The organism is Pseudomonas sp. B21-047 (genome assembly GCF_024748775.1).
In the GTDB taxonomy this organism is placed as follows: Bacteria; Pseudomonadota; Gammaproteobacteria; order Pseudomonadales; family Pseudomonadaceae; genus Aquipseudomonas; species Aquipseudomonas capeferrum.
The window spans coordinates 3,395,896-3,411,356 of record NZ_CP087169.1 but is presented as its reverse complement, the minus strand read 5'-3'; the positions used below and the strand labels follow the sequence as shown (position 1 = coordinate 3,411,356).

General features: G+C 61.8%; 16 protein-coding genes. 10 read left to right on the top strand and 6 right to left on the bottom strand.

Going from position 1 to position 15,461, the window contains the following annotated elements; all coding sequences use genetic code 11:
• Positions 1-220: 220 nt before the first annotated feature.
• The 7 genes from LOY26_RS15425 to LOY26_RS15395 all read left to right on the top strand — a co-directional run bounded on the left by LOY26_RS15425 (position 221) and on the right by LOY26_RS15395 (position 7,390).
• Positions 221-1,072: an STAS domain-containing protein gene (locus LOY26_RS15425; RefSeq protein ID WP_258713756.1), complete on the top strand. Its 852-nt coding sequence runs from the start codon at positions 221-223 to the stop codon at positions 1,070-1,072.
• 4 nt (positions 1,073-1,076) lie between these two features.
• Positions 1,077-1,439: an STAS domain-containing protein gene (locus tag LOY26_RS15420; RefSeq protein WP_033698520.1), complete on the top strand. Its 363-nt coding sequence runs from the start codon at positions 1,077-1,079 to the stop codon at positions 1,437-1,439.
• Complete coding sequence (locus LOY26_RS15415; RefSeq protein ID WP_186660907.1) at positions 1,436-1,840, top strand: anti-sigma regulatory factor; 405 nt, start codon at positions 1,436-1,438, stop codon at positions 1,838-1,840. The genes LOY26_RS15420 and LOY26_RS15415 overlap by 4 nt, the downstream gene beginning before the upstream one ends.
• Positions 1,831-2,847, top strand: a complete 1,017-nt coding sequence (locus LOY26_RS15410) for an anti-sigma regulatory factor (protein ID WP_186664429.1) — start codon at positions 1,831-1,833, stop codon at positions 2,845-2,847. Before LOY26_RS15415 ends, LOY26_RS15410 begins: the two co-directional genes overlap by 10 nt.
• The gene (locus tag LOY26_RS15405; protein WP_186664427.1) at positions 2,840-3,715 is read left to right on the top strand and encodes a sensor histidine kinase KdpD; all 876 of its coding nucleotides are present in this window, start codon (positions 2,840-2,842) and stop codon (positions 3,713-3,715) included. The genes LOY26_RS15410 and LOY26_RS15405 overlap by 8 nt, the downstream gene beginning before the upstream one ends.
• Positions 3,705-5,642 (top strand): response regulator, encoded by a 1,938-nt coding sequence (locus LOY26_RS15400; RefSeq protein ID WP_186664425.1) that lies wholly within the window; start codon positions 3,705-3,707, stop codon positions 5,640-5,642. The genes LOY26_RS15405 and LOY26_RS15400 overlap by 11 nt, the downstream gene beginning before the upstream one ends.
• A gap of 200 nt (positions 5,643-5,842) precedes the next feature.
• On the top strand, positions 5,843-7,390 hold the full coding sequence (locus LOY26_RS15395) for a sensor histidine kinase (protein ID WP_186664423.1): 1,548 nt from the start codon (positions 5,843-5,845) through the stop codon (positions 7,388-7,390).
• A 57-nt stretch (positions 7,391-7,447) separates the two neighbouring features.
• Here LOY26_RS15395 and LOY26_RS15390 read toward each other — a convergent pair whose 3' ends face one another.
• Positions 7,448-7,657: a hypothetical protein gene (locus LOY26_RS15390; RefSeq protein ID WP_238347534.1), complete on the bottom strand. Its 210-nt coding sequence runs from the start codon at positions 7,655-7,657 to the stop codon at positions 7,448-7,450.
• Between the two features lie 343 nt (positions 7,658-8,000).
• Here LOY26_RS15390 and LOY26_RS15385 point away from each other — a divergent pair, with 343 nt between their 5' ends.
• Positions 8,001-8,234 carry a hypothetical protein gene (locus tag LOY26_RS15385; RefSeq protein WP_186664458.1) on the top strand — a complete coding sequence of 78 codons (234 nt, stop codon included), beginning with the start codon at positions 8,001-8,003 and terminating at the stop codon, positions 8,232-8,234.
• A gap of 21 nt (positions 8,235-8,255) precedes the next feature.
• Here the strand turns inward: LOY26_RS15385 and LOY26_RS15380 are convergent, their stop codons facing one another.
• Positions 8,256-9,113 (bottom strand): SDR family oxidoreductase, encoded by an 858-nt coding sequence (locus tag LOY26_RS15380; protein ID WP_258713755.1) that lies wholly within the window; start codon positions 9,111-9,113, stop codon positions 8,256-8,258.
• A gap of 192 nt (positions 9,114-9,305) precedes the next feature.
• On the opposite strand from LOY26_RS15380, the gene LOY26_RS15375 reads away from it, so the two are divergent.
• A complete protein-coding gene (locus LOY26_RS15375; RefSeq protein WP_186660899.1) occupies positions 9,306-9,830 on the top strand; it encodes a hypothetical protein in 525 nt (174 codons plus the stop codon).
• A 44-nt stretch (positions 9,831-9,874) separates the two neighbouring features.
• On the opposite strand, the gene LOY26_RS15370 is transcribed toward LOY26_RS15375, so the two are convergent.
• Positions 9,875-11,077, bottom strand: a complete 1,203-nt coding sequence (locus LOY26_RS15370) for a zinc-dependent alcohol dehydrogenase (RefSeq protein WP_258713754.1) — start codon at positions 11,075-11,077, stop codon at positions 9,875-9,877.
• Between the two features lie 160 nt (positions 11,078-11,237).
• On the opposite strand from LOY26_RS15370, the gene LOY26_RS15365 reads away from it, so the two are divergent.
• Positions 11,238-11,564: a hypothetical protein gene (locus tag LOY26_RS15365; RefSeq protein ID WP_309475599.1), complete on the top strand. Its 327-nt coding sequence runs from the start codon at positions 11,238-11,240 to the stop codon at positions 11,562-11,564.
• Between the two features lie 143 nt (positions 11,565-11,707).
• Here the strand turns inward: LOY26_RS15365 and LOY26_RS15360 are convergent, their stop codons facing one another.
• Genes LOY26_RS15360 through LOY26_RS15350 form a run of 3 tightly spaced genes read right to left on the bottom strand, consistent with a single transcriptional unit; the run spans position 11,708 to position 15,431 of the window.
• Positions 11,708-13,909, bottom strand: a complete 2,202-nt coding sequence (locus LOY26_RS15360) for a xanthine dehydrogenase family protein molybdopterin-binding subunit (RefSeq protein WP_258713753.1) — start codon at positions 13,907-13,909, stop codon at positions 11,708-11,710.
• Complete coding sequence (locus LOY26_RS15355) at positions 13,906-14,907, bottom strand: xanthine dehydrogenase family protein subunit M (protein ID WP_186660890.1); 1,002 nt, start codon at positions 14,905-14,907, stop codon at positions 13,906-13,908. Before LOY26_RS15355 ends, LOY26_RS15360 begins: the two co-directional genes overlap by 4 nt.
• Positions 14,904-15,431, bottom strand: coding sequence for a (2Fe-2S)-binding protein (locus LOY26_RS15350; RefSeq protein WP_258713752.1), 528 nt, complete (start codon positions 15,429-15,431; stop codon positions 14,904-14,906). Before LOY26_RS15350 ends, LOY26_RS15355 begins: the two co-directional genes overlap by 4 nt.
• Positions 15,432-15,461 lie beyond the last annotated feature (30 nt).

Below are 15,461 nucleotides of genomic sequence, written 5' to 3'. Positions count from 1 at the left end.
GGTTCATGCATGGCTGGGGAAGTAGGGGGCTGCGATTTGCTTGTCGGGAGATAGCTCGTCGCCAACGCGGGCCGTAAACATGGCCTAGAGTTAGCGGCACGCATGGCGGCGCAATGCAATTAATTGCCGATCGCCACAACTATTTTCATTGGCAAATGTCACTTTCCGGAGCCGGCACGATTCTCGAGGCACCGGCGAGGCATATCGGAGCGAACTTGACATGGCAGCACTGCAAAGCAGTACGTTGGAAGCGATTGTCGGCAATCAGGCGCAGTTGCAGCGTAGTTGGCTTGAAGCACTCGAAGCCAAGGGGGCGGCGCGTAATATCCGTGAACAGGACCTGCGCCAGGAGACCCGTGATTTCCTGCAATTGGTGATCGACGGCCTGGGCCGTGAGAGCGGCACCCACATTGGCGCCGAAGGCTGGGAGGAGACGCGCCGCTTCCTGGAAAAACTCTCTGCCAGCCGTGCGCAGGTCGGTCAGGAATCCCACCAGACCGCGTTCTTCATCTTTGCCCTGAAAGGGCCGCTGTTCGACCTGCTTCAAGCCCATTACCGCGAGCAGCCCGCGCTGCTGGCCGAACAGCTATGGGAAATATCTTCACTGTTCGATGCCTTCGGGCTGCACACCATCCGCACCTACCAAAAAAACCGAGAGGCAGTGATCAAGCGTCAGCAAGAGGAACTGCTGGAGCTGTCCACCCCGGTGGTGAAACTGTGGGAGGGCGTACTGGCGCTGCCATTGATCGGCACGCTTGACTCCCAGCGCAGCCAGACGGTGATGGAGTCGTTGTTGCAACGCATCGTCGACACAGGCTCGGAAATCGCCATCATCGACATCACCGGTGTGCCGACGGTCGATACCCTGGTGGCCCAGCACCTGCTCAAGACCGTAACCGCCATCCGCCTGATGGGCGCCGACTGCATCATCAGCGGCGTGCGCCCGCAGATTGCGCAAACCATCGTGCACCTGGGCCTGGACCTGGGCACCCTGACCACCAAGTCCAACCTGGCCGATGCGCTGAAACTGGCGTTGTCGCGCCTGGGTACCACTGCTGGCGAGCGAGTGTGAGGCAATGGAGCGTATCCCCATATTGCAAATGGGCGAGTTCCTGCTGGTGACCATCCAGGTCGACATGCATGACCAACTGGCACTGCGCCTGCAGGACGATCTTACCGATCGCATCGAACACACCAGCGCCCGGGGCGTGCTGATCGACATCTCGGCGCTGGACATGGTCGATTCGTTCATCGGCCGCATGATCGCCACTATTTCGGGGTTGTCACGGATCATGGATGCCGAGACCGTCCTGGTCGGCATGCAGCCAGCGGTCGCGATCACTCTGGTGGAGCTCGGGCTAACCCTGCCCGGGGTCAGCACTGCACTCAATGTCGACCGGGGCATGCACCTGTTGCGCAAGCGGGTAGGCCGCCCATGACCATTCGCGAGCATGGCAGCCAGCCGGTACGCATCGAACAGGACGTCGTGCTGGCCCGCCAATTGACGCGCAAGCTCGCCAGTGACTGCGGCATGCGCCTGGTCGACCTGACCAAGCTGGTCACGGCCGTGAGTGAGCTGGCCCGCAACACCGTGGTGTACGGCGGGGGCGGCGACATGGACTGGGAGGTCATCGAAGAGGCTGGGCGTACGGGTGTACGTCTGGTCTTCCGGGATGAGGGGCCAGGCATTGCCGACATCAAACTGGCCTTGACCGATGGCTGGACATCCGGCAGTGGCTTGGGCCTTGGCCTGACCGGGGCGCGACGCCTGGTCGATGAGTTCGAACTGAATACCGCGCCCGGGCAAGGCACCCGGGTAATGATCACCCGATGGATATGAACCTGACCGCAAGCCTGACCCAGGTCCTGCGCATTGATGATGGCACCCAGGTCGGGCACGCCCGACGGGTCGCGCAGAAACTCGCCGAACAGCAGGGCTTTGACGCCACCGATGCGGGCCGGGCGGCCATTGTCGCGACAGAACTGGCCAGCAATGTGCTCAAGCATGCCAAATGCGGCGAACTGCACCTGCGCGTGCTTGGCCCTGCCAGCCAGCCTGGCATCGAACTGCTGGCGGTGGATCGCGGCCAAGGTTTCGACCTCAACCATTGCCTGGTCGACGGTTACTCCACCGGCGCAACCGCGGGTATTGGCCTGGGCGCTGTCAGCCGCTTGGCGCAGGTATTCGATGTGCACAGCGATGCCCAAGGGGCCGTGGTGCTGGCGCGCCTTTATAAACAGGCTGATACGCCCAGGGACATTCGCCTGGGTATCAGCCAGCATTCGCTGCATGACGACCCGGCCTGCGGTGATACGTGGCACGTGACGCTCGGCGAGCAGCGTTTGAGTGCGTTGCTGATCGACGGCCTGGGCCATGGCGAGGAGGCTGAACGCGCCGCCAAGGCCGGTGCCCAGGCGTTCGCCCAGAGCCCGTTCAGTGCACCGCTACATCTGCTGGGCGAATTGCACCAGGCCATGGCAGGTACGCGCGGTGGGGCTGTTGCGATTGCCCAGTATGAAGGGGGGCACGACAGCGTGAAGTTCATCGGCATCGGTAACATTGGCGCAACATTGGTCGGTGGCGATAGACCGCGTGGCCTGGCCTCTCACCCGGGCATCGTCGGCGGGCAATACCGTAAGGGGCAAGTGTTCGACTACGCGCATGTGAAGGGGAATCTGTTGATCATGTTCAGTGACGGCCTGCAATCGCGCTGGAACCTCCAAGCCTACCCGGGCCTGCTACACCGCCACCCGGCCGTGATCGCTGCGGTACTGCATCGCGACTTCTGTCGTGGGCGGGACGATGTGACTGTGCTGGTGCTCGACCTGGAGACCGTGCATGCCTGAGTCAACGCCCGAAAACCGCGCCGCGCAGGCTGCCTGTGTGGCACGCCTGCAGGCCGAAAATGAAGCGCTGCGCGCAGAACTGGAAGAAACCAACCAGGGGGTGCTGGCGCTCTATGCAGAGCTGGACACCCAAGCCGAGCAGTTACGCCAGGCATCGGACCTGAAAAGCCGCTTCCTTTCCTACATGAGCCATGAGTTCCGCACGCCGCTGGGCTCGATCCTGAGCATCACCAGCCTGCTCGCCGATGAGGTGGACGGGCCGCTGAGCAAGGAGCAGCAATTGCAGGTGGCCTTCGTCAGCATTGCAACGCGCGAACTCAGCGACATGGTCGACGACCTGCTCGACCTGGCCAAGATCGAGGCCGGCCGTATCACCATCTCGCCAGCCTGGTTCGACATGCTCGACCTGTTCGCCGCCTTGCGCGGGATGTTCCGGCCAATCGTCGACACCGGTAGCGTGGACCTGATCTTCGAAGAGCCAGAGGGGCTGCCGCAGATCTACACCGATGACAAGAAGCTGGCGCAGATCCTGCGCAATTTCATCGCCAATGCGCTCAAGTTCACCACCCGCGGAGAGGTGCGGGTGTCGGCGCAACTGCTGGGCAACGACCAGATCCGTTTTGCTGTCACCGACACCGGCATCGGCATCGCCCCTGAGCTGCTGGGTGGCTTGTTCGAAGACTTCGCCCAGATCGACTCGCCGCTGCAGAAACGCCTGCGCGGCACCGGCCTTGGCTTGTCACTGTGCAAACGCTTCGCGGCCTTGTTGGGCGGCGAGGTGGGGGTGGAGAGCGTACCGGGCGCCGGTTCCACGTTCTTTGTCATCATTCCGCTGGCTCTGGCCCAGGAGAGCGCTGATGAACCCTGACATTCGCCTGCTTATCGTCGACGACAACGCAGCCACCCGCTATGCGCTGCGCCGGCGCCTGGCGTTGCATGGCTACCAGATCCTTGAAGCGGGCACCGGTGGCGACGGGTTGGCACTGATCCACAGTGAGCAGATCGATGGGTTGATCCTGGATGTCAACCTGCCCGACATGAGCGGCTTCGATATTGTCCGGTTGCTCCGTGCCGACCCTGAGACCGCCTTGCTGCCGGTGATTCACGTGTCGGCGGCGTCGATCCAGACCGGCGACATCATTACCGGGCTCGATGCCGGTGCCGACGCCTACCTGGTGCACCCGGTGGACCCGGATGTACTGGTCGCCACCCTTCGGACCCTGATGCGGGTGCGCGATACCGAGCGGGCGCTGCGCGCAAGCGAGGCCAACTTCCGGGAAATTTTCAACAATGTGTCGGCACCGATCGCCGTGCTCGATGCCGGGCTCAAGGTGCATGAGTGCAACCGTGCATTTGCCCAGCTGATCCAGGACAACCGCAACCCCGACACACTGCAGGAGTGCTTTGTCGACGGCCAGCAAGCCGCCATTGTCGCCTTGCGCCAGCACATGGCCGATGGCCGGCGCTGGCGTGGCACCCTGGGCATGAGCGTGCGCGGCCTGCAACGCGACACCGAATGGCAGCTCTCGCCCTACCGGGCGCCGGGGTTATGCCTGGTGTTTGTCGAGGACGTCACCGAGCATCGCCACCGCGAGCGCTCGCACCTGGCGCGCCTGGACGACGCCAATACCCGCCTGGCGCGGGAAATGGCGCAGCGGGCGCAGACCGAGGCGCAATTGCTGCAATTGCAGAAGATGGATGCCCTGGGCAGCCTCACAGGCGGGATCGCCCATGATTTCAACAACCTGCTGACCGGTATCATTACCAGCCTGGAACTGATCCGCAAACGGGTGGGGCAAAACCAACTGGAGAAAATCCCCACCTACGCAGACGCTGCGCTCAGTTCGGCCATGAGCGCAGCATCGCTGACCCACAGGCTGTTGGCGTTCGCACGTCAGCAACCGCTCGACACCCGCCCGGTGGACGTCAACGAACGGGTTCGCTCGCTTGAAGAGCTGATCACCCGCACCATTGGCGAACGTATCGTGCTGCAGCTGGCGCTTTCCAGCGAGCCGACGATTGCCCTGGTCGACCCGATCCAGCTGGAGAGCGCAGTGCTCAACCTGGTGATCAACGCCCGTGATGCCTTGGCCCAGGGTGGGCATATCTGGGTCAACACTGCCGCGAGTTGGTCGCACGGCAATGCCTACCTGCAAGACGGCCCCTATGTGGCGGTGACCGTACGCGACGATGGCGCTGGCATCGAGCCTGAGGTTCTGGAAAGGGTCTTCGACCCCTTTTTCACCACCAAACCGGTCGGCCAAGGTACCGGGCTGGGGTTGTCGACCATCTATGGCTTTGCCCGCCAATCGAGCGGGCATGTGTCGATCCGCAGCGTGCCAGGGCAGGGCACCGAGGTGACGTTGATGTTGCCGGCCAGTAGCCGTCAGGTGGCCTGTGAGGAGCAAGCGTCGCCGTTGAACCAGCAGGGCGCCGGCGAGCATGTGCTGGTTGTCGAAGACATGGCCTCGGTACGCCTGTCGGTGGCAGAAGTGCTGGCCGATGCGGGTTATCGTTGCACCTTGGCGGAGACCACCGAACAAGCGCTGGACTGCCTGCGTGAAGACGCCAGTATCGAATTGCTCTTGACCGATGTCGGGCTGCCAGGCATGAGCGGCCGCGAGCTGGCGGATATGGCACGTAGTTACCGCCCGGCGCTACCGGTGCTGTTCATGACCGGCTACGCCGAGACTGCGCTGGATCGTCAGGCGTTCCTGGATACCGGGATGGACCTGCTGATCAAACCGTTTCAGGTCAGTGACCTGCTCCATAAGGTGCGAACAGGCCTTGGGTAGCGCAGGGTGCATCTGCTTGCCGCGCAGTTAGACTGTTTTCGTCGTTGCGCCCAGGCGATGAGCGGTGATAAACCAGATAGCTGAATTCACGTCTGTCAGCCATGTTCTTAGCTTGGCATCTGCTGCTATGTTACGTGACGTCTGGCACAGCGGCGCAACCGTTTCAGCGTGCATCTCAACCAGCTTTGGATATCGTCCCCATGCATCAAACCCCTGACGAAACGATTCGCGCCGCGTTGCAGAAGTCGCACGCCAGGCTTCATCGCCAGCATGAACTGGTGGTCGAGTACGGCGTCATGTCACTCAAGTCGTCTGACCTGGATACGTTGCTGACCCAAGCCTGCTCTGCCGTGGCCAAGGGCATGGACACCCGCTTTGCCAAGGTGCTTACGCCGATACCCGACAGCGATGAGTTTTTGCTGTCCCATGGTGTGGGTTGGGATGACGCTGATATCGGGCACGCCACGGTGGGGGGGGATATCGCCAGCCCTGCGGGCTACGCCATCTCGACCTACAGGCCTGTGCTGTCGAACCATCTGGGGCAGGAGCAACGTTTCAGAACCCCCTCGCTGCTCAAGAAATACGGCATCGAGCGAGCGATCAACGTGCCTATTCGAGGCACCACCGCCCCATTCGGTGTACTCGAAGCGGACAGCAGCAATGGCGAGGACTTCATCGAAAGCGACCTGGTGTTCCTGGAAGGCATTGCCAATGTCATCTCCATGGCGGTGGAAAGGATCACGGCAGGCGCAGACATGCAGTCTACGGACCCGTATTCCGAAAGTGTGCTGAACGCCAGCCCCGACTGCGTGATAATCCTCTCGGCGAGCGGCGACATCGAGTTCATGAACGAGGCCGGCATGTGCCTGTTGCACATCGGCGACCTCGCTCAGATACGTGGGGTGGCGTGGCCGCAGATCTGGCCAGATGAATCCCGCAGTGTGGTGCTGGACGCTATCAGAAGAGTAACGGGTGGGGAGTCAGCGCGCTTCGAGGCGTTCTGCCCAACCCTGCAGAATGAGCCGAAATGGTGGGATGTGACGGTGGCGCCAATATTTGGCGAGCAGGGCGAATTTGCAAAGATTATCGCCGTGTCGCGTGACATTACCGAACGTCGGCATCATGAAGCCCAATTGTTATCGTTGATCGATGCACAAAATACCAAGTTGAATAAAACCGACCTGCACCTGGAAGAAATCCACCACCGGGTGAAGAACAGCCTGCACTTGGTCAACACCTTATTGCTGTTGCAGGCAAACATGGCCGCTGATGAAGCGGTCAAACTGCAACTGGAAACAGCCGCGACCCGCGTACTGACTATTGCCAGCGTCCATGAGCGTCTTTATCAGAATGCTGAAACGCAACACGTGCGCGTTTCGGATTATCTAGAGGCGCTGCTGGGTGATCTGGGCAAGGCATTGGCCGACCGCAAGATAGTGCTGCATGCTGACACGTTCATTCTTGCGCCCGAAAGAATGGCGCCCCTGGGCCTGGTGATATCCGAACTGATCACCAACTCGCTGAAGTATGGAAGAGGCACGGTGGACGTCAGCGTAATGGGCCACGGTGATCATGCCCTGATCACGGTCTCGGACGAGGGCGATGGCTTTCCGGAGTCTTACCCCAAACCTACCGGTACCGGGCTGGGCATGCGCCTGGTAAAAAGCTATTCGGGCTATGGCAGCCTGGCGATCACGGTGGATCGCAGTGAACGTAAAAGCACGATTCACGTGCGCTTCAAACTCTAGCGACATGCGCCTGCGTTCTGGCCCCAGGGCAGCAATGCCACCCCGGGGCCAATGGCATCAACGATTTTTGTCCTGGTGCTGCGTATCGCCTTGATCGGCTTGACCGCCGCCCATACGGCCAGGGCCAGACGGGTTTTGCCCGGTGGATTGATCAGTACCTGCCTGCCCACCCTGGCTGCCGGTGTCGCTGGAGCGTTCCCAATCCTTGTTCATCTTGTCTTCAGGCTTTTGCCCAGGTTGCTGGCTGCCTTTTTGTTTGTCGGGCATGTCACCGCCTGCACCCTGGCCACCTCTTTGGCCTGCATCGCCGGCCTTGGAGTCGGCGTTGTCGCCTTGATTTGCGCCCCTGTCCTGATTGTTAGCCATGACCGCATACCTCTATTCGAACACAGGAAGGTCTGTGTTCAGTTGTGACTCCGTGACCGTTTGAGGCTGTTCATTTATCGCGCCAGTTTCAGACAAAACGCCTGAACAACTGGGGGAGCGGCATTTGTGGCTCCAATAGCCTCGGTGCTGTTGGCATTGGATGCTGCGAAATAAAAAACTTTGCATGAGTCGTCTTGAGTCTTTGTCATAGTCGGACTAATACTAAAGAACTGCCGGAAGAGGGCTGATCATGCACAGGCGCTTTGTTGTGGTTCCCGCCGTACCTCGTCAACAAGAGATCTTGCCTCGGCGCATCGGTTTCCCCAGTGCCCTGGGTGAGGGCTACGACTTATACGACACACAAGACAAGATCCGCCTCAGTTTGAGTTTTCCAACACGCGCCGAAGCTGAGTTCGAATGTGCAACCCGCAACACTTACGACGATGCCCATGATGTGAACTTCGCCGGCAGCGGTTGAGCTGGCAAGGGCCAGGGCATTTCACAGCACAGGCTTGCCGCCCGTTACTGCGTAGCGCGCGCCAGAGATGTAGCTGGCCTCATCGGACCCGAGCAATACGTACACCGGCGCCACCTCGACGGTCTGCCCCGGCCTGCCCATCGGGTAGCCCGAGCCAAAGTTCTTCACAGCCTCATCGGGCATGGTCGCTGGGATCAGCGGCGTCCAGATTGGCCCAGGTGCCACGCTGTTGACCCGGATGCCCTTGTCTGCCAGCAATTGCGCCAGGCCTGCAGTGAAGTTGGCGATGGCGCCTTTGGTGGCGGCATAGGCCAGCAACTTGGGCGAGGGGTCATCGGAGTTGACCGAACTGGTGTTGATGATCGAGCTGCCTTTGGGCATCGACGGCAAAGCCCGTTGGCAAATGCGGAAGATAGCAGTGATATTGACATCAAAGGTCATCACCCACTCGTCATCGTCGATTTCATCAAGCGACTCATGTGCCATCTGAAACGCCGCGTTGTTGACCAGGATGTCGATACGGCCAAATTGCGCCACGGTCTTGTCGACGATGTCGTAGCACTGCTGTTTTTGCCGCAGGTCACCGGGCAGCAGCAGGCATTGCCGGCCTGCGGCCTCGACCCAGCGCGCGGTTTCCTGCGCATCGTCGTGCTCATCGAGATAGGCAATGGCAACGTCTGCCCCTTCGCGGGCATAGGCAATGGCCACCGCACGGCCGATGCCGCTGTCGGCACCGGTAATCAGCGCGATCTTGCCATCGAGGCGGCCGCTGCCGGTGTACGTCTGCTCGCCACAATCGGGGTAGGGCTCCATCTTGCGTTGAGCGCCTGGCACGTTTTGCGGCTGTGACGGGAAGGGTGGGGTGGGGTAGTCGCGCATGGCAGAAGCTCCTTCAGTTGAGAACGTTCATACCGATTCGAAAGGGTCGTATCGCGAGTGTTGGAGTGGATGCCGGGTTTCAACGACGGACGGTCAGGCCACGCGGATACACTGAATTTTTCGCTCGCTTGATGGCTCTATCGCTGAACAGCCCGCATTTCGCGCAAGGCTTAACGACACCGGAGCCTGCAAGTGCCTCGTATCATCACGCCATCGACGCCTGAACATGAGGTCGAGGAAAAGAATGCAAGAATGTTTGGTACCGCCAAGGAACGTCTTGATTTCTATCGAAGGGAAATCCAGTACGAAACCACCATCCTGGCCAACCGGACCGACGCCTATCTTGCTGCACAGTCTTTTCTGGTGATTGCGTTCGTGTCATCCATGGGCAACCTGAACCAGAGCTGGGGTGAGATGTTCACCCTGATCGTGCCTGCCTTTCTCGCGCTGCTGGGTGTTCTGAGTTCGCTCAATGCCTGGCCGGGTATTCGCGCTGCCTATCGGATCATCGATCACTGGCAGCTCAAGCAAAGCCACCTGCTGCGCAGTGAGCCGATGATGGGCTTGGCCTACGATGAATCGCCGCTGTTCTGTGAGGCTGAAACCTCCCGGGCGGGACATCGCAAATCCCTGCTGTTCTCACTTCGCACGCCCTGGATCTTTCTTGGCTTCTGGGTGTTGCTGGGCACTTACGCGGTGTACATCCAGCTGGCCTGATCGGTTGGGGAGGGCGGGGCCTGATTGCACCGCCCTCATCAGCGCTATGCCAACTCGCTGCCCAGGGTTCCGGGTGCCGCCCCCGGAACAAGAATGACTTTTCGGCAACTGTCCTGTTTCTGGTCGAACAGCTTGTAGCCAAGGGCTGCTTCTTCCAGGGCAAGTCGGTGCGTAACGATCATCTCCGGTTGCAAGCGCCCGGCCTCGATATGCTCCAACAGTTCAGGCAAGTACTTGTGCACATGGGTCTGGCCCATCTTGAATGTCAGGCCCTTGTCGAACGCGTCACCGAACATGAAGGCATGAATGAAGCCGGCATACACCCCGGGCACGCTGACCACGCCGCCGCGACGCACGGCAGCGATGCTCTGGCGCAAGGCCTTGCCGCTGCTGCCCTCGATCTTCAGCGCCGTCATCACGGTTTCTGCGGTGCTGCCCTTGGCCTCGAAGCCGACTGCATCGATCACGGCATCCACACCGCGCATCCCCGGTGTGTGGCGGATGATGCTGTCGGCCGGGTCGTCATCCTGCTCGAAGTTGATCGGGACAACCCCGTAAGCCTCTTGGGCATACGCCAGGCGGTAGTCATTGTCATCGACCATGAACACGGTCTGTGCCCCAAGCATTCGCGCACAGGCAGCGCTCAGCAGCCCCACCGGCCCGGCACCGTAAATTGCCACCGACGAACCCGGGCCGACTTCAGCATTGACCACCGCTTGCCAGGCGGTCGGCAGGATATCGGAGAGAAACAGTACCTTGTCGTCGGCCAGGTCGGTGGGCACTTTGAAGGGGCCGACATTGGCTTTGGGCACGCGCACATAGTCGGCCTGCCCGCCAGGAATGCCGCCATACAGATGGCTGTAGCCAAACAAGGCTGCCCCCGGTGGGATGCCTTTCTTGTTGACGATGGAGCCGCGCCCCGTATTGGTGGTTTCGCACGCGGCAAACAAATCGTGCTGGCAGAAGAAGCAACTGCCGCAGGCGATGACGAAGGGGATTACCACACGGTCGCCAACCTGCAGGTGGGTGACGTCCTTGCCGGTGGCCTCGACGATGCCCATGAATTCGTGGCCGAAGATATCGCCCGATTCGGTCTGCGGGATCTTGCCCCGATAGAGGTGCAGGTCCGAGCCGCAGATGGCGGTTGCCGTCACCCTGAGGATGATGTCGTCCGGCTCCTGAAGGCTGGGATCAGGCACGGTATCGACCCGGACATCGTTGGCTCCGTGATAGGTCAACGCTCTCATGGCATGCATCTCCTGCAGTGGTGGATGTACGAGGCTAAGCAGAGGAAACTGGCGGGCACGGCAAAGTTCAGACCAACAGGTTCAGCGGCGACTTCGACCGTTGATAGTTCTGAATGAACCTATCGTGCTGCCGACGGCTCGATTGTCAGAAGCGCGCGGGATGACCGGGATGAATGCGTTTACACAGCAGACAGGGCTGGCGCAGCGCCGCCTCGAAGCCATCAACCGATGGTTCCAGCATTTCGATGACCACCAATTGCGCCGCGATTGCCCCAGCAGCTACCACGAGCAGCTGCTACGCCAGGCCGATGAGATGGACCGCTTGCACCTGATCGAATGGCAAGAGTGGCGTGACTTGCGGCGCCTGGCCGATTGGGCCTTTCTCAAGGCGGTGGCGGGCCTGGATTATCATGCTTTTCATACCCCCGTTGTGCATGCATACGGGCGTGTTACAGCGCCGGCACCTCATTCAGGAACACCAGGATGATTGATTTTCAGATCGCCTGAGTGGCTGCCAGCCCGGCGCGCTTTGAGGCCGATGCAAAACCTGGTGCATCTTCGACAATACCGCTTCGGGCGCAGCCTTGGGCAATGCCCTGACAACGCTGGCCTGCCTGAGCTGAGGGCGTGCTACAGCAGTTTATCGAGCGTGATCGGAAATTCCCTCACCCGCTTGCCGGTGGCGTGGTAAATGGCGTTGGCCACCGCCGCTGCCACCCCGACCACGCCGATTTCCCCCACGCCCTTGGAGCCCAGTTCGTTGACGATGTCGTCGTGCTCTTCGACGAAGATGACCTCGATTTCACCGCTGTCGGCGTGTACCGGTATGTGGTATTCCGCCAGGTTGTGGTTGAGGATTCGCCCCAAGCGGTGATCGGTTTGCGTCGCTTCGTGCAATGCCATGCCGATACCCCAGATGACACCGCCGAGTATCTGGCTGCGTGCGGTCTTGGGGTTGACGACGCGGCCCGCTGCCACAGCGCTGACCACCCGGGTGACCTTGACCGAGCCCAGGTCTTCATCCACTTGCACTTCGACGAACACGGCGCAATGGGTCGCGGTGGCGAAGGGTTTGCGCTTGGCGCTGGGCGCTGCTTCGACCTGCACCTCGAAAAACCCCTCGGGGGCACTGGCGACGATGTCCACGAGTGCAAGGCGGTGGTTACCTGCCAGCAGGTAGCCGTCAGCGAACGCGATTGCTTCCACCGGCGTGTTGCCGACCTCAGGGTAAAGCTGGCGTGCATGCGCAAGCACCTTGCTGCGCAGGGCCAGGCACGCCTGGCGGACGGCCGAACCTACCGACGACACCGTGAAAGACCCACCCTGCAGCGGCGCGGTCGGCAGCGAAGAGTCCCCCAGCACAAAGGTCACGTCTTGCACACGGGCGCCAGCGGCGTCGGCCGCGATCTGCGTCATGACGGTGTAGGTGCCGGTGCCGATGTCGGTAGTCGCGCTGCTGACGGTCAAATGCCCTGCGCCATCGATGCGCGCCTTGGCACTGGCTTTCATCTGCATGGCCTCCCAGACCCCGCCTGCCATGCCCCAGCCAACCAACTGCTGCCCATGGCGCATGCTGCGAGGTTGTGGGCGGCGGTTGCCCCAGCCAAAACGCTGGGCACCCTGGTCATAGCAGGCCAACAGCTCCTTGCTCGAATAGGGTTTGCCCTCGTTACCATTGATGGCAGCGAAATTGCGACGGCGCAGCTCTAGCGGGTCGATATCGGCTGCGCACGCCAGCTCATCCATGGCGCATTCCAGGGCGATCATCCCGGACGCGGCGCCTGGTGCGCGCATGTCCAGCGGGGTGTACACATCCAGGGGCGCAAGGCGGTAGCTCAGGGCAACGTTGTCGCACTGGTAGAGCATGCCGCTCCATTCCACCAGGTGCTCGGTGAAGTCCTCGAAGCGTGAGGTCTGGCCAAGCGCGTCATGGGCAATCGCCAGCAACCGCCCCTGCGAATCGGCCCCCAGGCGCAGCCGTTGCTGGGTGCGGGGCCGGTAGCCGAAGGTGAACATCTGCTGGCGGGTCAGCGTGACACGCACCGAACGTTGCAGGTGCAAGGCCGCCATCACCGCCAGGGGCAGCTGGTACTGCGGGCGCAACCCCGAGCCGAAGGCACCGCCGACGAACGCTGCCAGCACCCGGACTTTTTCCTTGGGCAGGTCGAATACCTTGTGCAGGTAGTCCTGGCAATTTTGCGTACCTTGGGTCTTGTCATGGATTTCCAGGCTGCCGTCGGCCTGGTACAGCACCGTCGAAGCATGGGGCTCCATCGGGTTGTGGTGTTCGTTGGCAGTGAGGTAGGTCGCGTCTACCTGCACCGCGGCGTTGGCAAACTGCCCGGCAAAATCGCCGCGAGGGTCGGGCGTTTCGGCGGGTGCCGGGTGCGTTTTGTCGAGTACGCTGGCCAGGTCGGTTTCATGGGGTTCTTCGAGGTACTCGACCTTCACCAGCGAGCCTGCATACCTTGCCAGCTCCAGGCTTTGCGCGACCACCAGCGCCAGGGGCTGGCCGCTGTACAGCACGCGATCGTTGAACAACGGCCGAAAGGGCGTGCCCTCGGCCGAGTCGGCGTCACTGTAATCGTTGTCGTAGCTGGAAACGCGAGGGCGATGGGCATGGTCCAGCACGGCGATTACCCCCGGCACGCTCAGTGCCTGGGCAGTGTCGATGCTCAGCACCCGCCCACGGGCGATCGTGCTGGACACCACGCTGCCATGCAGCAACCCGGCCTGTGGGTACTCGCCCGCATAGCGCGCCTGCCCGGTGACTTTCGCCACACCGTCGACACGGTCCATGGCCGTGCCCACTACCGCTGTTTTGATGTTCATGAAGTTGCCCCCCTGGCTTTTGCCCCGAGCGCCGCATCGCTTAATGCGCGCACGATGGTACGTTGCGCGAGGGGCACCTTGAAGCCGTTGTGGGCCAAGGGTTCTGCCCCCTGCAGCAGGGCGTCGGCCGCTTGGGTGAACAGCGCCTGCGTGGGCGCCTGGCCGATCAACGTGCGTTCGACAGCCGGGTCTCGCCAGGGCTTGTGGGCCACGCCACCCAGCGCCAGGCGTGCGTCCTGGATCACGCCGCCATTGAGGTTCAACCCGGCGGCAACCGATACCAGTGCAAACGCATAAGACGCCCGATCGCGGATCTTCAAATAGCGGTAGTGGTCTTCGAACGTGGGGGGCGGCAGTTCGAGGGCGGTTATCAGCTCATCGGCGGCCAGCTGATTGTCGCGCTCCGGTGCGTCCCCGGGCAGGCGGTGAAAGTCGGCGAAGGGTATCTGGCGTTTGCCGGCCCGGCCCTGAACATGGACCACGGCCTCGAGCGCTGCCAGCGCCACACACATGTCCGAAGGGTGTGTCGCAACGCAGGCATCGCTGGCACCGAGGATGGCGTGGATGCGGTTCAGGCCTGTGCGCGCCGGGCAGCCGCTGCCTGGCGCGCGCTTGTTGCAGGGTGTGCCGGTGTCATAAAAGTAGTAACAGCGGGTGCGTTGCAACAGGTTGCCGCCGGTACTGGCCATGTTCCGCAACTGCGGCGAGGCGCCTGCCAGAATGGCCTCGGCCAGCAGGGGATAGTGCTGTTCGATCACAGAGGCCCAGGCCAGCTCGGCATTGCTGACCAGTGCGCCGATCAGCACGCCACCGTTCGCGGTGGGCTGGATACCGTTCAACCCGAGGCCTGTTATGTCGATCAGGCGCTCGGGGCGCACCACGTTTTCTTTCATCAGGTCGACGAGGTTGGTGCCACCGGCGATGAAACGTGAGGACACGTCGGCCAGGCCGACGGCTTCGCCGACCGATGCCGGCTTGTGGTAGCTGAACGGCGTCATGCGCGCGGCCCTCCCTGCAGGTTGGCCTTGGCGCGCATCAGCGGCAGTGCTTCTTCCACCGCCGCGATGATGTTGCTGTAGGCCCCGCAGCGGCAGAGGTTGCCGCTCATCTGCTCGCGAATGGCTTCGCGCGTGCAGGCGCGCCCTTCTTCTGCCAGGCCAACGGCGGAGCAGATCTGGCCTGGGGTGCAGTAACCGCACTGGAAGGCATCATGGGTAATGAATGCGCGCTGCAGGGGGTGCAGTTTGTCACCTTCGGCCAGGCCTTCGATGGTGACCACGTCAGCGCCGTCACACATGACGGCCAGGGTCAGGCAGGCGTTGACGCGTTTGCCGTCCCGTAACACCGTGCAGGCACCGCATTGGCCATGGTCACAGCCTTTCTTGGTGCCGATCAGATCCAGTTGCTCGCGCAGCAGGTCGAGCAGTGTCGTCCAGGGGTGAACCTGCAGCGACCTGGCCTGGCCGTTGATCGTCAGGCGGAGGGGATGTGCTTCGCCACTCTGGGGGGAGTTTGCGCTCATTGGGTGTCCTCACGGTTGGGGGTCGCACAG